We start from the raw sequence: 15,554 nt of genomic DNA on the forward strand, positions 1-15,554 counted from the left end.
GGTCAGGGCTTTTGCCGCTGATGGCGCCCATATGCTTGGCGCGGTACCACCCACCGCTTGCTTGCGGTGTACGCGGCGAAGTAAAAGGCAGTGAATACGCCGACGGTTCCTATAGACAGTATTCCGAACTGTAACCGTTGGCCCGCCCCAACGGGCTGTGACATAACCGCATCGCGGTACCCGAAAGAGCCAGCCGCAAGTATCACGACAGCAGCCGCAATCACCGCGACCCGGCACCGCTGCAGCCGCTGCGAGGATGATGATCTTCGTCCGCCGCGAGAGTCGCCGCCGGGGGTGTGGCTCTTCGGTCACCGCTCATGTGTACCGATTGCTGGATGTTCCCGGTAGCGGCATTGTACTGAGCAAGCGCTTGGTTGCTACCCTGTATCGGTGAGCGAGGCGGCCCGGACCAATCCGGTGAGCAGACGCGACGAGCTACTCGAGCTCGCCGCGACGATGTTCGCCGAGCGCGGGCTGCGCGCCACCACGGTCCGTGACATCGCCGACTCGGCGGGCATCCTGTCGGGCAGCCTGTATCACCACTTCTCCTCCAAGGAGCAGATGGTCGACGAGGTGCTGCGCAACTTCCTGGACTGGCTGTTCGGCCGCTACCAGGAGATCGTCGACACCGAGCCCAATCCGCTCGAACGGCTCAAAGGCCTGTTCATGGCGTCGTTCGAGGCGATCGAACACCGGCACGCCCAAGTCGTCATCTACCAGGACGAGGCCAAGCGGCTGTCGGGTCAGGACCGGTTCTCCTACGTCGACGAGCGCAACCGCCAGCAGCGCAAGATGTGGCTGGATCTGCTCAACCAGGGCGTCGAGGAGGGGTACTTCCGGCCCGACATCGACGTCGACCTGGTGTACCGCTTCATCCGCGACACCACCTGGGTTTCGGTCCGCTGGTATCAGCCGGGCGGACCGCTCACGGCTGAGGAAGTCGGCCGTCAGTACCTCGCTATCGTTCTTGGTGGCATCACTAGAGAGAAGGACCCCAATGCCTGAGGCTTATGTCATCGACGCCGTGCGCACCGCCGTCGGCAAACGCAACGGATCACTGGCCGGAGTTCACCCGGTCGACCTCGGCGCGACCGGGTGGCGCGGGCTGTTCGAACGCAACGACGTCGACCCCGGCGCCGTTGACGACGTCATCGCCGGCTGCCTCGACACGATCGGACCGCAGGCCGGCAACATCGCCCGGTTGTCGTGGCTGGCGGCGGGCTTCCCCGAAGAGGTCCCCGGCGTCACCGTCGACCGGCAGTGCGGCTCCAGCCAGCAGGCGATTTCCTTTGGCGCACAGGCGATCATGTCCGGAACCGCCGGTCTGATCGTTGCGGGCGGCATGCAGAACATGAGCCAGATCCCGATCAGCTCGGCGATGACGGTGGCCGAACAGTTCGGATTCACCTCGCCGACCAACGAGTCGAAGAGCTGGCTGCACCGCTACGGCGACCAGGAGATCTCGCAGTTCCGCGGCGCGGAGCTGATCGCCGAGAAGTGGGGGATCTCCCGGGAGGAGATGGAGCAGTTCTCGCTGACCAGCCACCAGCGCGCGCAGGAAGCGATCCGCTCCGGCTACTTCGAGAACGAGATCATCCCGGTCGAGGTCGACGGCGGCACCTTCGTCACCGACGAGGGCCCGCGCGACACCTCGCTGGAGAAGATGGCCGGGCTCAAGACGCTGTCCGAAGGCGGCCGCCTGACCGCGGCGATGGCCAGCCAGATCTCCGATGGCGCCAGCGCGGTGCTGCTCGCGTCCGAGCACGCCGTCAAGGAGCACGGCCTCAAGCCACGCGCCCGCATCCACCACATCAGCGCCCGCGGCGCCGACCCCGTGTTCATGCTCACCGGGCCGATCCCGGCCACCGAGTACGCGCTCAAGAAGACCGGCCTGTCGATCGACGACATCGACACCGTCGAGATCAACGAGGCGTTCGCGCCGGTGGTGATGGCGTGGCTCAAGGAGACCGGCGCCGACCCCGCGAAGGTCAACCCCAGCGGTGGCGCGATCGCGCTCGGTCACCCGCTCGGCGCGACCGGTGCCAAGCTGTTTGCGACGATGCTGAACACGTTGGAGCGCACCGGCGGTCGCTACGGACTGCAGACGATGTGTGAGGGCGGCGGCACCGCCAACGTCACCATCATCGAGCGCCTCTGATCCAGTCAGTGGACCCACAGAACGCGGCACCGGTACGGCCTGCGGCGACAGCGGTCCTGGCCCGCGACGGCAGCTCTGGTCTAGAGGTTCTGCTACTCAAGCGTGCCGGAACGATGTCCTTCGGTGCCGACGCCTGGGTGTTCCCGGGCGGCCGGGTTGATGACGACGACGCCGGCGCGGATGACCTGTTCAGCATCGAGGCTGCCCGGCGGGCCGCGGTACGGGAGACCCGGGAAGAGGCGGGCATCGCGGTCGACGGCGCGGCACTGCGGGTGCTGTCGCGGTGGGTGCCGGGACCCGAAGCGCCGAAACGGTTCCAAACCTGGTTGCTGTTCGGCCGGGCCGAGACCACCGACGTATGTGTCGACGGGACCGAGATCGTCGACCACTGCTGGATCACTCCGGCCGCTGCACTCTCAGAGCATGGTCAGCGGCGCATGGGCCTACTCCCGCCCACGTGGGTCACCCTCCACCAATTGTCTGGGCACCGGTCGGTCGACGACGCCGCCGCGGCCATCGATGCGGCCGAACCCGAGTACTACGAAAGCCACTTCGTCAACACCGACACCCATCCCGTGATTCTCTGGCACGGCGACGCCGGCTATGAGACCCGCGATTTCGACGCGGTCGGCCCGCGGCACCGGCTGCACATGGGGCGCGGACCCTGGCGCTACGAACGCGGCAACTGATCGCCGTACCGTCAGGAGTGGTCGTGGATGATCACGCCGCGGATGTTGCGCCCGGCGAGCATGTCGTCGTAGCCCTCGTTGATGTCGTCGAGTTTGTATTCGGCGGTGACGGTCTCGTCGAGTAGCAGCTTGCCGTCGCGGTAGAGGTTGAGCAGCCGCGGGATGTCGGCGCGCGGATTGGCCTCGCCGTAGAGGCTGCCGAGCAGTCGCTTCTGGAACAGCGTCATCATCGCCATCGACAGCGTCGGCGTCACATCGGCCATCGACGCGATCGCGGTCATCACCACCGCGCCGCCCTTGCGGATGATGTTGAGCGCCTCGTCGATCATCCGCCCCTCCAGCACGCCCATCGTCAACAGCGCGGAGTCGGCCATCACGCCGCGGGTCAGTTCGCCGACCAACTCCATCCCCTCCGCCATCGAGGTGACGAAGTGGGTGGCGCCGAATTCGAAAGCCTTGTCGCGCTTGCTTTCGAGGATGTCGATGACCACGATGTGCTCGGCCCCGGCCAGGCGCGCGCCCTGGATCGCGCCGCTGCCGATGCCGCCACATCCGATGATCACCACGGTGTCGCCGGGGCTGACGTCGGCGGAGTTCACCGCCGACCCCCAGCCGGTCATCACGCCGCAGCCCAGCAGGCAGGCCCGGGCCAGCGGAAGGTCGTCGTCGATCTTGACGACCGACGCCTCCGACAGCGTGCCCAACTGCGCGAAGCTACCGACGCCCGACAGCACGCCGACATCCTGGCCGCGCACCTTGCGTCGATACGTGCCGTCGGCCTGCAGCCCGACGAGGATCAGCGCGCCGAGGTCGCAGAGATTCTGGTGGCCGCTGGCGCACCACCGGCAGCGGCCGCACGCCGGGAGGAACGAGGTGACGACGTGATCGCCGACCTTGAGGTCGCGCACGCCGGGGCCCACGTCGGCGACGACGCCCGCGCCCTCGTGTCCGCCGATGATCGGCAGCGGTACACCGGCGAAATCACCGGTCACCACATGGTGATCCGAATGGCACAGGCCGGTGGCCTCGAACGAGATCAGCACCTCGCCTTCCTTGGGCCCGTCGAGGTCGATCTCCTCGATGCTCCACGGTTCGTTGAGTCCCCACAGGACGGCGGCATTGGTCTTCATGGCCGGAGTGTAGAAAACCGACGGGGCGCGCACGGGCGAATCGGACGGCCCGCCGTCAGTGCGCGAGGGCGAGTCCGCCGAGCGCGACGATCCAGCTGGCGAAGCTGCCGACCAGGAAGTACTCGGTGACCTCGTCGATGCCGATGCCGCCGTTCTCGCGGGCCTTCTGCGCGTTGATCTCCGGGAATCGGATGATGCTCTTGGCCGCGACCACAGCGGTGGCTGCGGCCAGTTGTCCGGCCAGCCCCAGTCCGAGGATCAGTACCCGCTCCATCGGGCCGAGCAGTCTGCCGCCCTTCAGCCGGTCCGACGCCTGCGGCTGACCCGCCGGCTTTACCGCGCCGACGGAGCCAAGTATCAAGCGCACCAACTGATTTCCGGTCACCAACTGCATCAGCGTCACGCCGACGATCATCAGCAGCCGGTCGGCGGACACGCTGATCCCCACCCAGCCCGGCCAGCGCCCCGCCACGCCGGCGACTTCCGAGCTCCAGCCCGAACACAGCACCAGTAGTGCGACCGCACCGCCGAACACGAGCAGCGGGGCCAGTTGGCGTCGGCCGTGGCGCTCGGCGCGCGCACCCGAAACCACCCAGGCGACGCTCGCCGCCGCCGCGGCGCTCAACAGCAGGATGTCTCCCAGGCGCCACAGCCCGGCCAGCGCCGCGCAGCCGATGACAACGACAGGCGCTGCGAGCGCGGGCAGCCAGATCCGGTCGGTCATCCGCCGGAGGATGTCGGCGACGCCCATCGCGATCAGCATCACCGCCAGCGAGCTCACGGCACGCTCCGCAGATGACGCGAGGCCACCACGATCAGGTCGAGCCCGTCGCGGCCCGCGCGCTGGGATACCGCCGACGCGCTGATGCCCTCGGCGGCCGCGATGTCCTTCTTGGTCTGGTCGGTCAACAGTCCCTTCACAATCCGCAGTGATCGGTCATCGAGCGATCCAAGCAGATGGTCCCGACACATCAAGGCGGCGTTGATCGCGTCGGTGTCGCCGCGAGCACTCCGGAACGACGTGCGCACCAGCGCCAGCCCCGGCTGCTGCTGTGCGGCGGCGGTCCACTCGATGGCCTCGCGGGCCGCCCACCAACCCGGCCCGTCCTGGATGCCGGTCGCTGCGTCCAGCACGGTCACCTCGCCCCAACCCAGCCCGAAGCGGATGTCGAGGTCGGGTGCGACGGCCAGGCGAATGGTCAGCGCCGCGTCGAGGGCCACGCCCACGGACGGATAGCTGCCCTGGAACTCGTCGCCGACGGTGAACGCCGGCGCATCGATCGCATCGGTGGATACGCGCGCCAACGCGTCGCTGAGGAGGCGGTGCGCAGCGGCCCGATCGGCGACGTGCCGGGATGCGACGACGTCGCCGATCAGCGTCGCACACGCTCCTGATGAAGCACCACGCTTCATCTCCGACATATGAAGAGTATAGCTTCACTCTCCCGAAATGAAGGAATCGGCTTCACGCCAGGTAGGAGTGGGCCTGCCGCAGGTGTTCGACCGCGTCAGCCACGATCGTGTCGATCAATTCGGCACACGAGGGAAGATCCTCAAGGATGCCGGCGACCTGCCCCGATGCCAGCACGCCCGCGTCGGTGTTGCCCTCGACCAAACCGGCCTTCAGCAGCATCGGGGTGTTGGCCGCCATGACGACCTGCGACCAGGTCAGCTCCTTGCCGTGCCGCATCTCGAGGCCGTCGCGGATCATCGACCGCCAGGTCATACCCGACATCTTCTTGAACTTCTGCGCGTTGCGGACCGCGGCGGTGAACCCGCGCAGCCGCGAACCGCTCTCGAGCTTTTCCACCAGCCCCGTGCGCAACACGCGGTGCGGCATCCCGTCGACGCGCGTGGAGACCACCGTGCCGTCCAGCGCGGACTCCAGGTAGCGGCGCTTGACGGCGTCGGGCACCGTCGAGTCCGAGGTCAACAGGAAGCGCGTGCCCATCGCGACCCCGGCCGCGCCGTAGGACAGCGCAGCCGCCAGACCGCGCCCGTCGAAGAACCCTCCCGCGGCCACCACCGGGATGTCGACCGCGTCCAACACCGAGGGCAGCAGCAGCGTGGTCGCGATCGGGCCGGTGTGCCCACCGCCCTCGCCACCCTGGACGATCACGGCGTCCGCGCCCCAGCCGGCCACCTTCTTGGCGTGCTTGGCCAGCCCGACCGACGGGATCACCACCACGCCTGCCTCTTTGAGCCTCGCGATCAGGTCCGGTTTGGGCGCCAGCGCGAACGATGCGACCTTGACACCCTCGCGGATGAGCAGGTCGATGCGCTCGCCCGCGTCACCGGCGTCGGCGCGGATGTTGATCCCGAACGGTTTGTCGGTGGCGCTCTTGACCTTGGCGACCGCGGTCTGCAGCTCGTCGAGCGTCATCGTCGCCGACGCCAGAATCCCGAGGCCACCGGCGTTGGACGTGGCCGACACCAACCGCGCACCGGCCACCCAGCCCATCCCGGTCTGGACCACCGGATGTTCGATGCCGATCAGCTCGGTCAGCGGGGTCTTCAGGTGCGCAGCCATTTAAGCCCGCACTTCCTTGTCCCGCAGCGACTTCGGGTCGATCGTCTCGCGCAGCAGCGTGAGTTCCTCCATCGACGGCAGACGCGTCGTGTCGGCTTCACCCAGCCCGTGCACCTCGAACGCCGTGTTCTCGGCGACTTGTTCGGCCTCGACACCGGGATGCAGCGACAACGCGCGCATCTGATGGTCGGGACCGTTGAAGTCGAACACACCGAGGTTGGTGACCACCCGGAACACGTTGACGAACCGGTACGCCGGGTTGGCCGGATCGATCTTGTCCCAACCGATACCGGACACGATGTCGACGGATTCCTCGAACACCCGCTTGGAGTGGTTGCCCACCCAGTAGCTCGTCGCGTGGTTGATGGTGTTGCCGGGCGCACCGCGCACACCGAACATCTGTCGGGTCGGATGCTGCAGCGGCCCGAATGCCGAGAGGTTCTGGTTGCCGTAGCGGTCGATCTGGTTGGCGCCCATCACCACATGGCGACGACCCCAGGCCAGCGTCTCGAATACCCGGCCGAACGGCATCCATCCTTCGATCGCCCCGGCGGCACCGAGCGCGGGGGTGTCGGCCAGCAGCCGGGCTTCGCCGTCGGTGAGCAGGATGTCGGGGGAAAAGGTCAGGCGGGCCAGTCGGGCGCCGATCGACACCATGGTCGTCATCGGGCTGACCATGATCTCGCCTGCGTCGCGGAACAATTCGGCGCACGCGACGGCGCACACCTCAGCACGGGTCACGGACATCACTGCTCCTCCTGGAACTTCCGTACGGCCGCTTGGTAATCGGCCTCGCTACCCGACAGGTAGGTCGAGACGAACTGCTGCCAGGTCTCGTCGGAGCCGGCCGCTTCGGCGTAGTGGCGCTGGAACTTCTCGTCGCGGCGGTAGTCGGGTTCGGCGGTGGTGAAGTGCGCGCCGTCGGGTGCCTCGACCACGGCGTCGACCATCATCCGGTTGACCAGAAGTGCCTGCGGTGGAACCGCTTTGACCAGCTCCTCGGTCGAGACCACCCGTTCGACGGACAGGAACCGCCGCTCGGCGGCCATCAGGTACAGGTCGTCGAAGTACGGGTCGATACCGGTGTAGGCCGCGTTGCCCTTCTCGTCGCCGAGGTTCATGTGCACGAATGCGGCGTCCAGGTTCAGCGCCGGCATCGCGATCAGCTCCTCGAAGCCGGACCCGGTGGGGTAGGGGGACGTGACGGTCTTGAGTTCGTCGCCCCAGAACGTGCGCACGTCGCTGCCCAGTCCGGCGCGGATCGGCAGGAACGGCAGCCGCTGGGCGGCGGCCTGCAGACCGCACCGCAGCATGCCCTCGTCCATCTCGCGGGCCTCGATCGCACCGCTGGTGCGGGCCTTGGCGAACCACGGATCGTAGAACGGCGGCGAATCCAGCGATACGAAGCCGTAGTACACCCGCTTGACCTTGCCCGCCGAGCACAGCAGTCCGAGATCGGGCCCACCGTAGGTGACGACCGTGAGGTCGGTGACGTCGGTGCGCAGCAACGCCCGGATGAACGCCATCGGCTTGCGTCGCGAGCCCCACCCCCCGATCCCGATGGTCATCCCGCTCTCGATCGCGGCGACCGCGTCGTCGAGAGTTGTTCTCTTATCGCTCATTTGGACCCCTTGTCGGTGCCGGCGAACGCGTCGCGGTGCTCGTCGGAGACGCCCGCGAGGTTGAGCTCGAAGGTAAAGCCCTGTTCCATGCGGTACCGCGCGTTGACCGGCTGGATGTCGATGAAGTTGAGCGCCTCTTTGGCCGCACGGATCACCCGGGTGTCCTTGGCGGCGATGTCACGGGCGACGCGCAGCGCGGCCTCGTCGAGTTCGGCGCGGGGCACCACCTCGTGCACCGAGCCGAAGTGATGCAGGGTGTCGGCCGAGACGGTGGCGGCGGTGAAGAACAGCCGCCGCATCATGTGCTGGGGCACGAGCCGGGACAGGTGGGTGGCGGCACCGAGCGCGCCCCGCTCCACCTCGGGCAGGCCGAATTTCGCGTCGTCGGAGGCGACGATCACGTCAGCGTTGCCGACCAGGCCGATCCCGCCGCCGACGCAGAAGCCGTTCACCGCGGCGACGACCGGCACCGCGCACTCGTACACCGCGCGGAAGGCCTCGAAGCAGCCGCGGTTGGCGTCGATGAGCGCGGTGAACCCCTCGGTGTTCTGCATCTCCTTGATGTCGACGCCGGCGTTGAAGCCGCGCCCCTCGGCGCGCAGGATCACCACGTGGGTGCTCTGGTCACGCCCGGCGGCGGTGATGGTGTCGGCCAGTTCGAACCAGCCCCGCGACGGAATCGCGTTGACCGGCGGGTAGTCGACGGTGACCGAGACGATGCCCGGTTCAGTGACGGTGGAGGTAATGGTCATGGCACTTCCTGGGGCTCGATAGGAAAGCAAGCACTTGCTTGGTACGCTAGCACAGTGACCGACACCCAAGACATCAACCTCGCGCTCAAGGATCGGGTGGTCCTGGTGACCGGCGGAGTCCGCGGCGTCGGCGCGGGGATCAGCGCGGTGTTCGCCGATCAGGGCGCCACCGTGGTGACCTGTGCGCGCAGGCCCGTCGAAGGGCTGCCGTACGAGTTCCACTCCTGCGATGTCCGCGATGACGACGCGGTGGCCGCGTTGATCAACGCCATCGTCGAACGGCACGGCCGACTCGACGTCGTGGTCAACAACGCCGGTGGATCGCCGTACGTGCGGGCCGACGAAGCCTCGGCCAAATTCAGCCGCAAGATCATCGAACTGAATCTGCTTGGCCCGCTGTCGGTGTCGACGCACGCCAACGCGGTGATGCAGCAGCAGCCGACCGGCGGGTCGATCGTCAACATCGCCAGCGTCAGCGGGCGCAGGCCCACGCCGGGCACGGGACCCTACGGCGCGGCGAAGGCGGGGGTCGAAAGCCTCACCTCGACGCTGGCCGTCGAGTGGGCGCCGAAGGTGCGGATCAACTCGGTGGTCGTCGGCATGGTCGAGACCGAGCAGGCCGACCTGTTCTACGGTGACGCCGACTCGATCGCGGCGATCTCGAAGAACGTGCCGCTGGGCCGACTCGCCACCCCGGCCGACGTCGGTTGGGCGGCGGCGTTCCTGGCTTCCGATGCGGCGTCCTACATCAGCGGGGCGTCGCTGGAAGTGCACGGCGGCGGGGAACCCCCGCACTACCTGGCCACCACCACCGCAGACATCAAGTAGCGAATACACAAGGAGACAACGGATATGGGACTGCTCGACGGCCGCGTGGTCATCGTGACGGGATCGGGCGGCGGCATCGGACGCGCCCACGCGCTGGCGTTCGCGGCCGAGGGCGCCCGAGTGGTCGTCAACGACATCGGCGTCGGCCTGGACGGCTCGCCCGCCGGTGGCGGTAGCGCCGCGCAGAGCGTCGTCGACGAGATCGTTGCGGCCGGAGGGGAAGCCGTCGCCAACGGTGCCAACGTCGCCGACTGGGCGCAGGCCGAAGGTCTGATCCAGGCCGCGGTCGACACGTTCGGCGGACTCGACGTCCTGGTGAACAACGCCGGCATCGTGCGTGACCGGATGTTCGCCAACACCAGCGAAGAGGAGTTCGACGCCGTCATCGCCGTCCACCTCAAAGGACACTTCGCGACCATGCGGCACGCCGCGGCTTACTGGCGGGCGCAGTCCAAGGCGGGCAACACGGTGGACGCACGCATCATCAACACCAGTTCCGGTGCGGGCCTGCAAGGCAGTGTGGGACAGGCCAATTACAGCGCGGCCAAAGCCGGTATCGCGGCGATGACGTTGGTGGCCGCCGCGGAGATGGGCCGCTACGGCGTCACGGTCAATGCGATCGCCCCGTCGGCGCGGACCCGGATGACCGAGACCGTCTTCGCCGAGATGATGTCGACCCAGGACCAGGAGTTCGACGCGATGGCACCGGAGAACATCTCGCCGCTGGTGGTCTGGCTGGGCAGCGCCCAATCGCGCGACGTGACCGGTCGCGTGTTCGAGGTCGAAGGCGGCGTCATCCGGGTCGCCGAGGGCTGGGCCCGTGGCGCCGAGGCGGACAAGGGTGCGCGCTGGGATCCGGCCGAACTCGGCCCCGTGGTCACCGGTCTGCTGGAGAAGTCCCGAACGCCGATGCCGGTTTTCGGGGCCTGATCACTCGCGGTGTCTGCGGGCGGAGATCTGGGTGGCCGAGTTTAGGCCGCCTGCTGCTCGGACTGCTGCTCGGACGAGGCGTCGGCGTCTTCGCCGTCAGTCGATTCGTCATCATCGGTTGTGGGTGCTTCGTTGTCGGCGTCCTCGGTCTCGTCGACCACCTCGAGCTCGTCTTTCGCCTCGACCTCGTCCGTAAGAGTCTGCGTGTCGACCTTGTCGCCGGGAGCGACCTTGTTCCCGCCCGTCAGATCGGTTGCGCCGTTCGTCTTTTGACGCTTGTCGAGGCGCGTGACCGAGACTTCGGCGGTGTCATCGTCGGTGTCCTTGTCCGTCATCGCAGCTGGTGCCTCGGGTTGCGGCGCGCGCTGATCGGAGGTGGGCGCCGGCGCGGGCCTGAACTCGTCGACGATGTCGCGGACCGTATCCGGGATGAACCGCACCACCGCCTCGGTGACGTCGAAGATGCCGTCGCGCACCGCATTTGCCAGCGCCGCAACGTCGCCGGATGCGAACGCCCTGCCGACGTTGTACAGCGCGGTCTGGGGGGCCACCACCAGATCCCGGACGTTGACGAACAACTTGGTGGGCAGCGACGGGTCGGCCGACACCGGCCGGCCCGCCCAGCTGACCAGCGTCCATCCTTCCTCCGGACTGCCTTCGACCACCACCGCCTCGGTGTTGCCGAGCTGATGGCTCAGCATCAGCCCGAAGTCGGGATTGTCGACGTTCATCATCACCCAGAACATGATCGTGGCACCGTGCGCGAACGCCACCGCGTTCTCGTCACCGTTGTCGGCGATCTGCTTGAGCGCGCCATCGACCCTGGCGTCGAACGCATTTCCGTCCTCACCGCCGAGGACCGGCAGGAAACGCGCGCCCAGCATCCACGCGGCCGGCGCGAGCGCGTAGCCCAGGCGGCCCAGCCCTTCATCCTCCGACGCGCCCTCGAAAACCCCCGCCGAGATCTCCCGCAGACCCGGCAGCACCTCATAGGACGAACCGGGCAGCAGGTCCAACAACGGCTGCGCGGTCTGCTGGGTGCGCAGCATCGACGAAACATAGATGCCGTCGTAGCCGTTTCCGACCAGCGCGGCCGCCGCGTCGAGGGCCTGCTGTTCGCCGAGTGGGCTGAGCCCCGGCCCGGGCACCGACGTGTCGATGACGCCGGCCGCGTTCGCCTGGGATTCGGCGTGCCGCACGAACGTCACGGTCATCGCCCACGACGGGACCGCCGCGACCAGAACCAGTAGCACCGCACTGACCGCCGCGACGACGATCCGCAGGATTCGCTGAGTCGAAGAATTGCGCATCGCCACTCCGTCCGCCGCCCCGATGCGTGTCGGCTCACCGTACGACTCCATCGCGACGAAGTGGGTGAAAACGCCGATAAGGTCGCATCGGGCACTCCATGATGGAGCCGTGAAACGGCACGGGATCGGCGCCGTACTCGGCGCAATGTTGTTGCTGTTGGCCGGTTGTGGCGGTCAGCGCGGTGGAGACGACGGATCGGCGGCGGCCGAACCGACATCATGTGAAGTCACCACCGACGCGCGGATCAGCATCGCCACCGGCAACACCACCGGCGTGTACTACGTACTCGGCGGCGCATACGGCGAAGCGGTCAGCCAGCAGAGCGACGGCCGGTTACGGGCGACCGCCGCCGAGACGTCGGCCTCGCTGCAGAACATCCAGCAACTCGTCGCGGGCACCCACCAGGTCGCGTTCTCGCTCGCCGACACCGCCGCGGACGCGGTCAACGGGATGGGGTCGTTCGACGGCAAGCAGCCGATCGCCGCGTTGACCCGGCTCTACCCGAACTACACCCAGGTCATCGTCCGCACCGACGCCGGGATCAACTCGATCGCCGAGATGCGCGGCAAGCGGGTGTCGACCGGTTCACCGAACTCCGGCACCGAGGTCATCGCCAACCGCATGCTCGAGGCGGCCGGCCTGAACCCGGCGACCGACATCGCCGCACAGCGCACCGAACTGGGCAAGACGGTCGAAGGCATGAAGGACGGGTCGATCGACGCGATGTTCTGGTCCGGCGGCCTGCCCACCGGCGGCATCACCGACCTGTTCGTCAGCGAGCGCGACAACGTGAGGTTCCTCGACGTGACCGACACGTTGGGAAAACTGCAGCAGATCAATCCCCTCTATGAGAGCGGCGTCATCCCGGCCGCCGCCTACCAGACACCGGCCGACGTGCCGACGGTCGTGGTGCCCAACCTGCTGCTCGTCAAGGACGACATGGACGGCAACACCGCGTGCGTGCTGACCAAGGCGCTCTACGACCACAAGGACGCGCTCGTCAAAGCCAACAAAGCCGCCGAGGGTATCTCGCTCGACACCGCCCGGCAGACGGATCCGGTGCCCCTGCACCCCGGCGCGCAGAAGGCACTCGACGAACTCGGCGCACCGAACTGACCGGGACCCGCCATCAGGACGACCGGGACGCCCCGGCCGAGGCGGACCCGGCCGCCTACGAGGACGAAAAGCCCGCCCGCCAACTGACCGGCCGGGTCGCGGTGCTGATGCGCGGATGTTGCGTCGCGATCGCGCTTTTCGCGATATACCAGGTATTCTTCCCGCTTGCGCAGGGCAACCAATACTCGCTCATCCTGTTCCTGGCCGCGGTGGTGCCGCTGACCCTGCTCTGTTACCGGTCCGGGCTGCATCTTCGCCGCCGGCCCGACGCGCAGCCGCGGCCGAACCCGGGGATCCTCGACTGGGCGCTGGCCGCCGTCGCGCTGATCGCCTGCCTGTACCCGGTGCTGCCGTTCGAAATCGGCGACGGCGGAGGCGGATTCGACGAGTTCCTGAGCAGGCAGGCCACCCCCGGGGTCGTCGACATCATCGTCGGGACGATCGTCTTGCTGCTCGTGCTGGAGGCGTGCCGCCGCACCACCGGGGTGGCGTTACCCCTGGTGCTGTTGCTCGCGCTGGCCTACGCCTACTACGGCGGGTACCTCCCGCAGGGCGCGGCGATCGCGCACGCGGGAGTGGACTGGGCGCAGATCGTCAGCGCGTCGTTCCTGCAGTCGACCGGCCTGTACGGGGTGCCATTGGACGTGGCGGCCACCTACATCGTGTTGTTCACCATCTACGGGGCGGTGCTCGACGCGTCCGGCGCCAGCCGGTTCTTCATCGATCTGTCGTTCGCCGCGTTCCGCCGGTCCCGCGCGGCACCCGGGCGCACCGTCACCCTCGCCGGGTTCCTGCTCGGCAGCGTGTCCGGATCGGGCACCGCAACGACCGTAAGCCTCGGCACCGTGACGTGGCCGGTGCTGCGCCGGGCGGGATATCCGAGCGAGAACGCGGGCGGGATGCTGGCCGCCGCGGGTATCGGCGCGATCCTGTCCCCGCCGACGCTGGGCGCGGCGGCGTTCATCATCGCCGAGTACCTCGGCGTGCCGTATCTGACCGTGCTGGTGTGGGCGATCGTCCCGACGATCCTTTACTACCTGGGCATCCTGCTGGCCGTCGAGATCGATGCCCGTCGTTACGCCACCTCCGAGGTGGAGGCCGGCACGTCGCAGTCGGCCTGGCGGCTGCTCGGCAGGTTCGGCTACCACCTGATCTCGTTGGCCACGATCGTGCTGTTCCTGGCGATGGGAATGTCGGCGACGCGTGCCGTCGTGTACGCCACCGCTGTTCAGATCGTGCTGTCCTACCTGGACTCTGAACATCGGCTCACCCCGGCCCGGCTCTACAGTGCGCTGGCCACCGGTGTGCGTGGGGTCCTTTCGGTGGCGGCGGTGTGCGCGGCGGCCGGCGTCATCGCGGCGATGATCACCCGTACCGGACTGGGCCTGCAGCTCAATTCGATACTCGTCAACACGGCCCGGTCCATCAGTGAAAACCCAACGGCCGTCCTGATATTCACGGCGATCTTCGCTGCCGTGGCGGTTTCTGTGCTCGGCCTGGCCGTACCGGTGACGGCGTCGTTCGTCATCGCATGGGTGATCGTCGGGCCGGCGCTGCAGGATCTCGGTGTCGTCGCGCCGGCGGCGGCGATGTTCGTCTTCTACTTCGCGGTGCTCTCGGAGGTGACGCCGCCGACGGCGCTGGCCGCCGTCGCCGCATCGGCGATCACGGGTGGGCGGGTGGTCGCGACGATGATGCAGACGTGGAAGTACACGCTGCCCGCGTTCCTGGTGCCGTTCGCGTTCGTGCTCACCGAGAACGGGGAAGGCCTGCTCGGTCTGCGCTCGTTCCCGGACCTGGTGTGGACGGGGGCCGTGGCGGCGCTTGCGGTCGCCGCGCTGGCCGTGGTGACGGGAGGGTGGATGATCCGCCGGGCGGGATTGCCCGAGCGGTTGCTGTGCGCACCCGCGGCCGTGTGCCTGCTCTACCTGGACACGGTGACGATCGCCGTCGGCGCGGGACTGTTCGCCACCGCGGCGGTGGTGCACCTGGTCACGTCTCGCAGACGACCGGCGGAATAGCTCTGGTGCGTTCATGAAAGTGGCGCCTCTCGCTGTGCGAGAGACGCCACTTCCCGGCGATCAGTTCACTTCACCAACTGCGCTGTCCTAGAAGGGCAGGAAGCTGGTGAACGCCTCGATCAGCGCGGCGAACGGGTTGGACGACCCGCCACCGGTGTTGCCGCCCTCGGCGCTGGCGCCGCTGTCGCTGCCGCCGATGCCGAAGAGGCTGAGGAACCCGTTGAGGAAGTTCGACAACAGATTCGACGACGATGCGCTGTTCGAATTGCTGTTCGCCGAACCGCCGTTGGCGGTCCCTCCGGCGTTACCGGCATTGGTGTCGCCGCCGGTTCCGGTCCCGGAGCCATCGCCGCCGTCGCCGTCACCGCCCGCACCGGAGCCGCCGGCGCCGTTGCCGCCGTCACCGTCACCGCCGGTCGCGCCGCCGCTGGTGCCGTCGCCGCCGTCGGCGTCACCGCCGGTCGCTC

15 protein-coding genes and 1 pseudogene are annotated in these 15,554 nt (G+C 68.0%); 7 read left to right on the forward strand and 9 right to left on the reverse strand.

What is annotated here, in order from left to right; genetic code table 11:
- Positions 1–390: 390 nt before the first annotated feature.
- Genes kstR2 through BHQ18_RS26135 form a run of 3 tightly spaced genes read left to right on the forward strand, consistent with a single transcriptional unit; the run spans position 391 to position 2,847 of the window.
- Positions 391–1,005 carry a TetR family transcriptional regulator KstR2 gene (gene kstR2 / locus BHQ18_RS26125; protein ID WP_084294395.1) on the forward strand — a complete coding sequence of 205 codons (615 nt, stop codon included), beginning with the start codon at positions 391–393 and terminating at the stop codon, positions 1,003–1,005.
- Positions 998–2,158, forward strand: coding sequence for a steroid 3-ketoacyl-CoA thiolase FadA6 (gene fadA6 / locus BHQ18_RS26130; RefSeq protein WP_069416565.1), 1,161 nt, complete (start codon positions 998–1,000; stop codon positions 2,156–2,158). Before kstR2 ends, fadA6 begins: the two co-directional genes overlap by 8 nt.
- Before the next feature lie 8 nt (positions 2,159–2,166).
- The gene (locus BHQ18_RS26135; RefSeq protein ID WP_234794321.1) at positions 2,167–2,847 is read left to right on the forward strand and encodes an NUDIX hydrolase; all 681 of its coding nucleotides are present in this window, start codon (positions 2,167–2,169) and stop codon (positions 2,845–2,847) included.
- A gap of 11 nt (positions 2,848–2,858) precedes the next feature.
- On the opposite strand, the gene BHQ18_RS26140 is transcribed toward BHQ18_RS26135, so the two are convergent.
- The 7 genes from BHQ18_RS26140 to echA20 are packed head-to-tail and all read right to left on the reverse strand — an operon-like array spanning position 2,859 to position 8,881.
- Positions 2,859–3,977: an NDMA-dependent alcohol dehydrogenase gene (locus BHQ18_RS26140; protein ID WP_069416567.1), complete on the reverse strand. Its 1,119-nt coding sequence runs from the start codon at positions 3,975–3,977 to the stop codon at positions 2,859–2,861.
- Positions 3,978–4,032: 55 nt separating this feature from the next.
- Entirely contained in the window at positions 4,033–4,758 is a 726-nt protein-coding gene (locus BHQ18_RS26145) for a hypothetical protein (protein WP_069416568.1), read from the reverse strand.
- Entirely contained in the window at positions 4,755–5,399 is a 645-nt protein-coding gene (locus BHQ18_RS26150; protein WP_069416569.1) for a SatD family protein, read from the reverse strand. Before BHQ18_RS26150 ends, BHQ18_RS26145 begins: the two co-directional genes overlap by 4 nt.
- 43 nt (positions 5,400–5,442) lie before the next feature.
- On the reverse strand, positions 5,443–6,507 hold the full coding sequence (ipdC, locus tag BHQ18_RS26155; protein WP_069416570.1) for a (3aS,4S,5R,7aS)-5-hydroxy-7a-methyl-1-oxo-octahydro-1H-indene-4-carboxyl-CoA dehydrogenase: 1,065 nt from the start codon (positions 6,505–6,507) through the stop codon (positions 5,443–5,445).
- The gene (ipdB, locus tag BHQ18_RS26160) at positions 6,508–7,257 is read right to left on the reverse strand and encodes a cholesterol ring-cleaving hydrolase subunit IpdB (protein ID WP_069416571.1); all 750 of its coding nucleotides are present in this window, start codon (positions 7,255–7,257) and stop codon (positions 6,508–6,510) included.
- A complete protein-coding gene (gene ipdA / locus BHQ18_RS26165; protein WP_069416572.1) occupies positions 7,254–8,129 on the reverse strand; it encodes a cholesterol ring-cleaving hydrolase subunit IpdA in 876 nt (291 codons plus the stop codon). Before ipdA ends, ipdB begins: the two co-directional genes overlap by 4 nt.
- Complete coding sequence (gene echA20 / locus BHQ18_RS26170) at positions 8,126–8,881, reverse strand: (7aS)-7a-methyl-1,5-dioxo-2,3,5,6,7,7a-hexahydro-1H-indene-carboxyl-CoA hydrolase (protein WP_069416573.1); 756 nt, start codon at positions 8,879–8,881, stop codon at positions 8,126–8,128. Before echA20 ends, ipdA begins: the two co-directional genes overlap by 4 nt.
- Before the next feature lie 54 nt (positions 8,882–8,935).
- Here echA20 and BHQ18_RS26175 point away from each other — a divergent pair, with 54 nt between their 5' ends.
- The gene (locus tag BHQ18_RS26175; protein ID WP_069416574.1) at positions 8,936–9,709 is read left to right on the forward strand and encodes an SDR family oxidoreductase; all 774 of its coding nucleotides are present in this window, start codon (positions 8,936–8,938) and stop codon (positions 9,707–9,709) included.
- A 24-nt stretch (positions 9,710–9,733) separates the two neighbouring features.
- The gene (locus BHQ18_RS26180; RefSeq protein ID WP_069416575.1) at positions 9,734–10,639 is read left to right on the forward strand and encodes an SDR family oxidoreductase; all 906 of its coding nucleotides are present in this window, start codon (positions 9,734–9,736) and stop codon (positions 10,637–10,639) included.
- A gap of 41 nt (positions 10,640–10,680) precedes the next feature.
- On the opposite strand, the gene BHQ18_RS26185 is transcribed toward BHQ18_RS26180, so the two are convergent.
- Entirely contained in the window at positions 10,681–11,949 is a 1,269-nt protein-coding gene (locus tag BHQ18_RS26185) for a histidine phosphatase family protein (RefSeq protein WP_084294401.1), read from the reverse strand.
- Between the two features lie 145 nt (positions 11,950–12,094).
- Here BHQ18_RS26185 and BHQ18_RS26190 point away from each other — a divergent pair, with 145 nt between their 5' ends.
- Positions 12,095–13,066 carry a TAXI family TRAP transporter solute-binding subunit gene (locus tag BHQ18_RS26190; protein WP_069416581.1) on the forward strand — a complete coding sequence of 324 codons (972 nt, stop codon included), beginning with the start codon at positions 12,095–12,097 and terminating at the stop codon, positions 13,064–13,066.
- 107 nt (positions 13,067–13,173) lie between these two features.
- Positions 13,174–15,087 (forward strand): TRAP transporter permease, encoded by a 1,914-nt coding sequence (locus BHQ18_RS26195; RefSeq protein ID WP_084294403.1) that lies wholly within the window; start codon positions 13,174–13,176, stop codon positions 15,085–15,087.
- 87 nt (positions 15,088–15,174) lie between these two features.
- Here the strand turns inward: BHQ18_RS26195 and BHQ18_RS30220 are convergent.
- A pseudogene (locus BHQ18_RS30220) lies at positions 15,175–15,554 on the reverse strand (hypothetical protein); the annotation flags it as partial.

The sequence above is a fragment of the Mycolicibacterium flavescens genome (assembly GCF_001722335.1).
GTDB classification, from domain to species: domain Bacteria; phylum Actinomycetota; class Actinomycetes; order Mycobacteriales; family Mycobacteriaceae; genus Mycobacterium; species Mycobacterium flavescens.

Excerpts from the sequence above, each read along its gene's own strand:
- fadA6 (WP_069416565.1), top strand. The coding sequence starts at position 998 with ATGCCTGAGGCTTATGTCATCGACGCCGTGCGCACCGCCGTCGGCAAA.
- BHQ18_RS26140 (WP_069416567.1), bottom strand. The coding sequence starts at position 3,977 with ATGAAGACCAATGCCGCCGTCCTGTGGGGACTCAACGAACCGTGGAGC.
- BHQ18_RS26150 (WP_069416569.1), bottom strand. The coding sequence starts at position 5,399 with ATGTCGGAGATGAAGCGTGGTGCTTCATCAGGAGCGTGTGCGACGCTG.
- ipdC (WP_069416570.1), bottom strand. The coding sequence starts at position 6,507 with ATGGCTGCGCACCTGAAGACCCCGCTGACCGAGCTGATCGGCATCGAA.
- ipdA (WP_069416572.1), bottom strand. The coding sequence starts at position 8,129 with ATGAGCGATAAGAGAACAACTCTCGACGACGCGGTCGCCGCGATCGAG.
- echA20 (WP_069416573.1), bottom strand. The coding sequence starts at position 8,881 with ATGACCATTACCTCCACCGTCACTGAACCGGGCATCGTCTCGGTCACC.
- BHQ18_RS26180 (WP_069416575.1), top strand. The coding sequence starts at position 9,734 with ATGGGACTGCTCGACGGCCGCGTGGTCATCGTGACGGGATCGGGCGGC.
- BHQ18_RS26185 (WP_084294401.1), bottom strand. The coding sequence starts at position 11,949 with ATGCGCAATTCTTCGACTCAGCGAATCCTGCGGATCGTCGTCGCGGCG.
- BHQ18_RS26190 (WP_069416581.1), top strand. The coding sequence starts at position 12,095 with ATGTTGTTGCTGTTGGCCGGTTGTGGCGGTCAGCGCGGTGGAGACGAC.
- BHQ18_RS26195 (WP_084294403.1), top strand. The coding sequence starts at position 13,174 with ATGCGCGGATGTTGCGTCGCGATCGCGCTTTTCGCGATATACCAGGTA.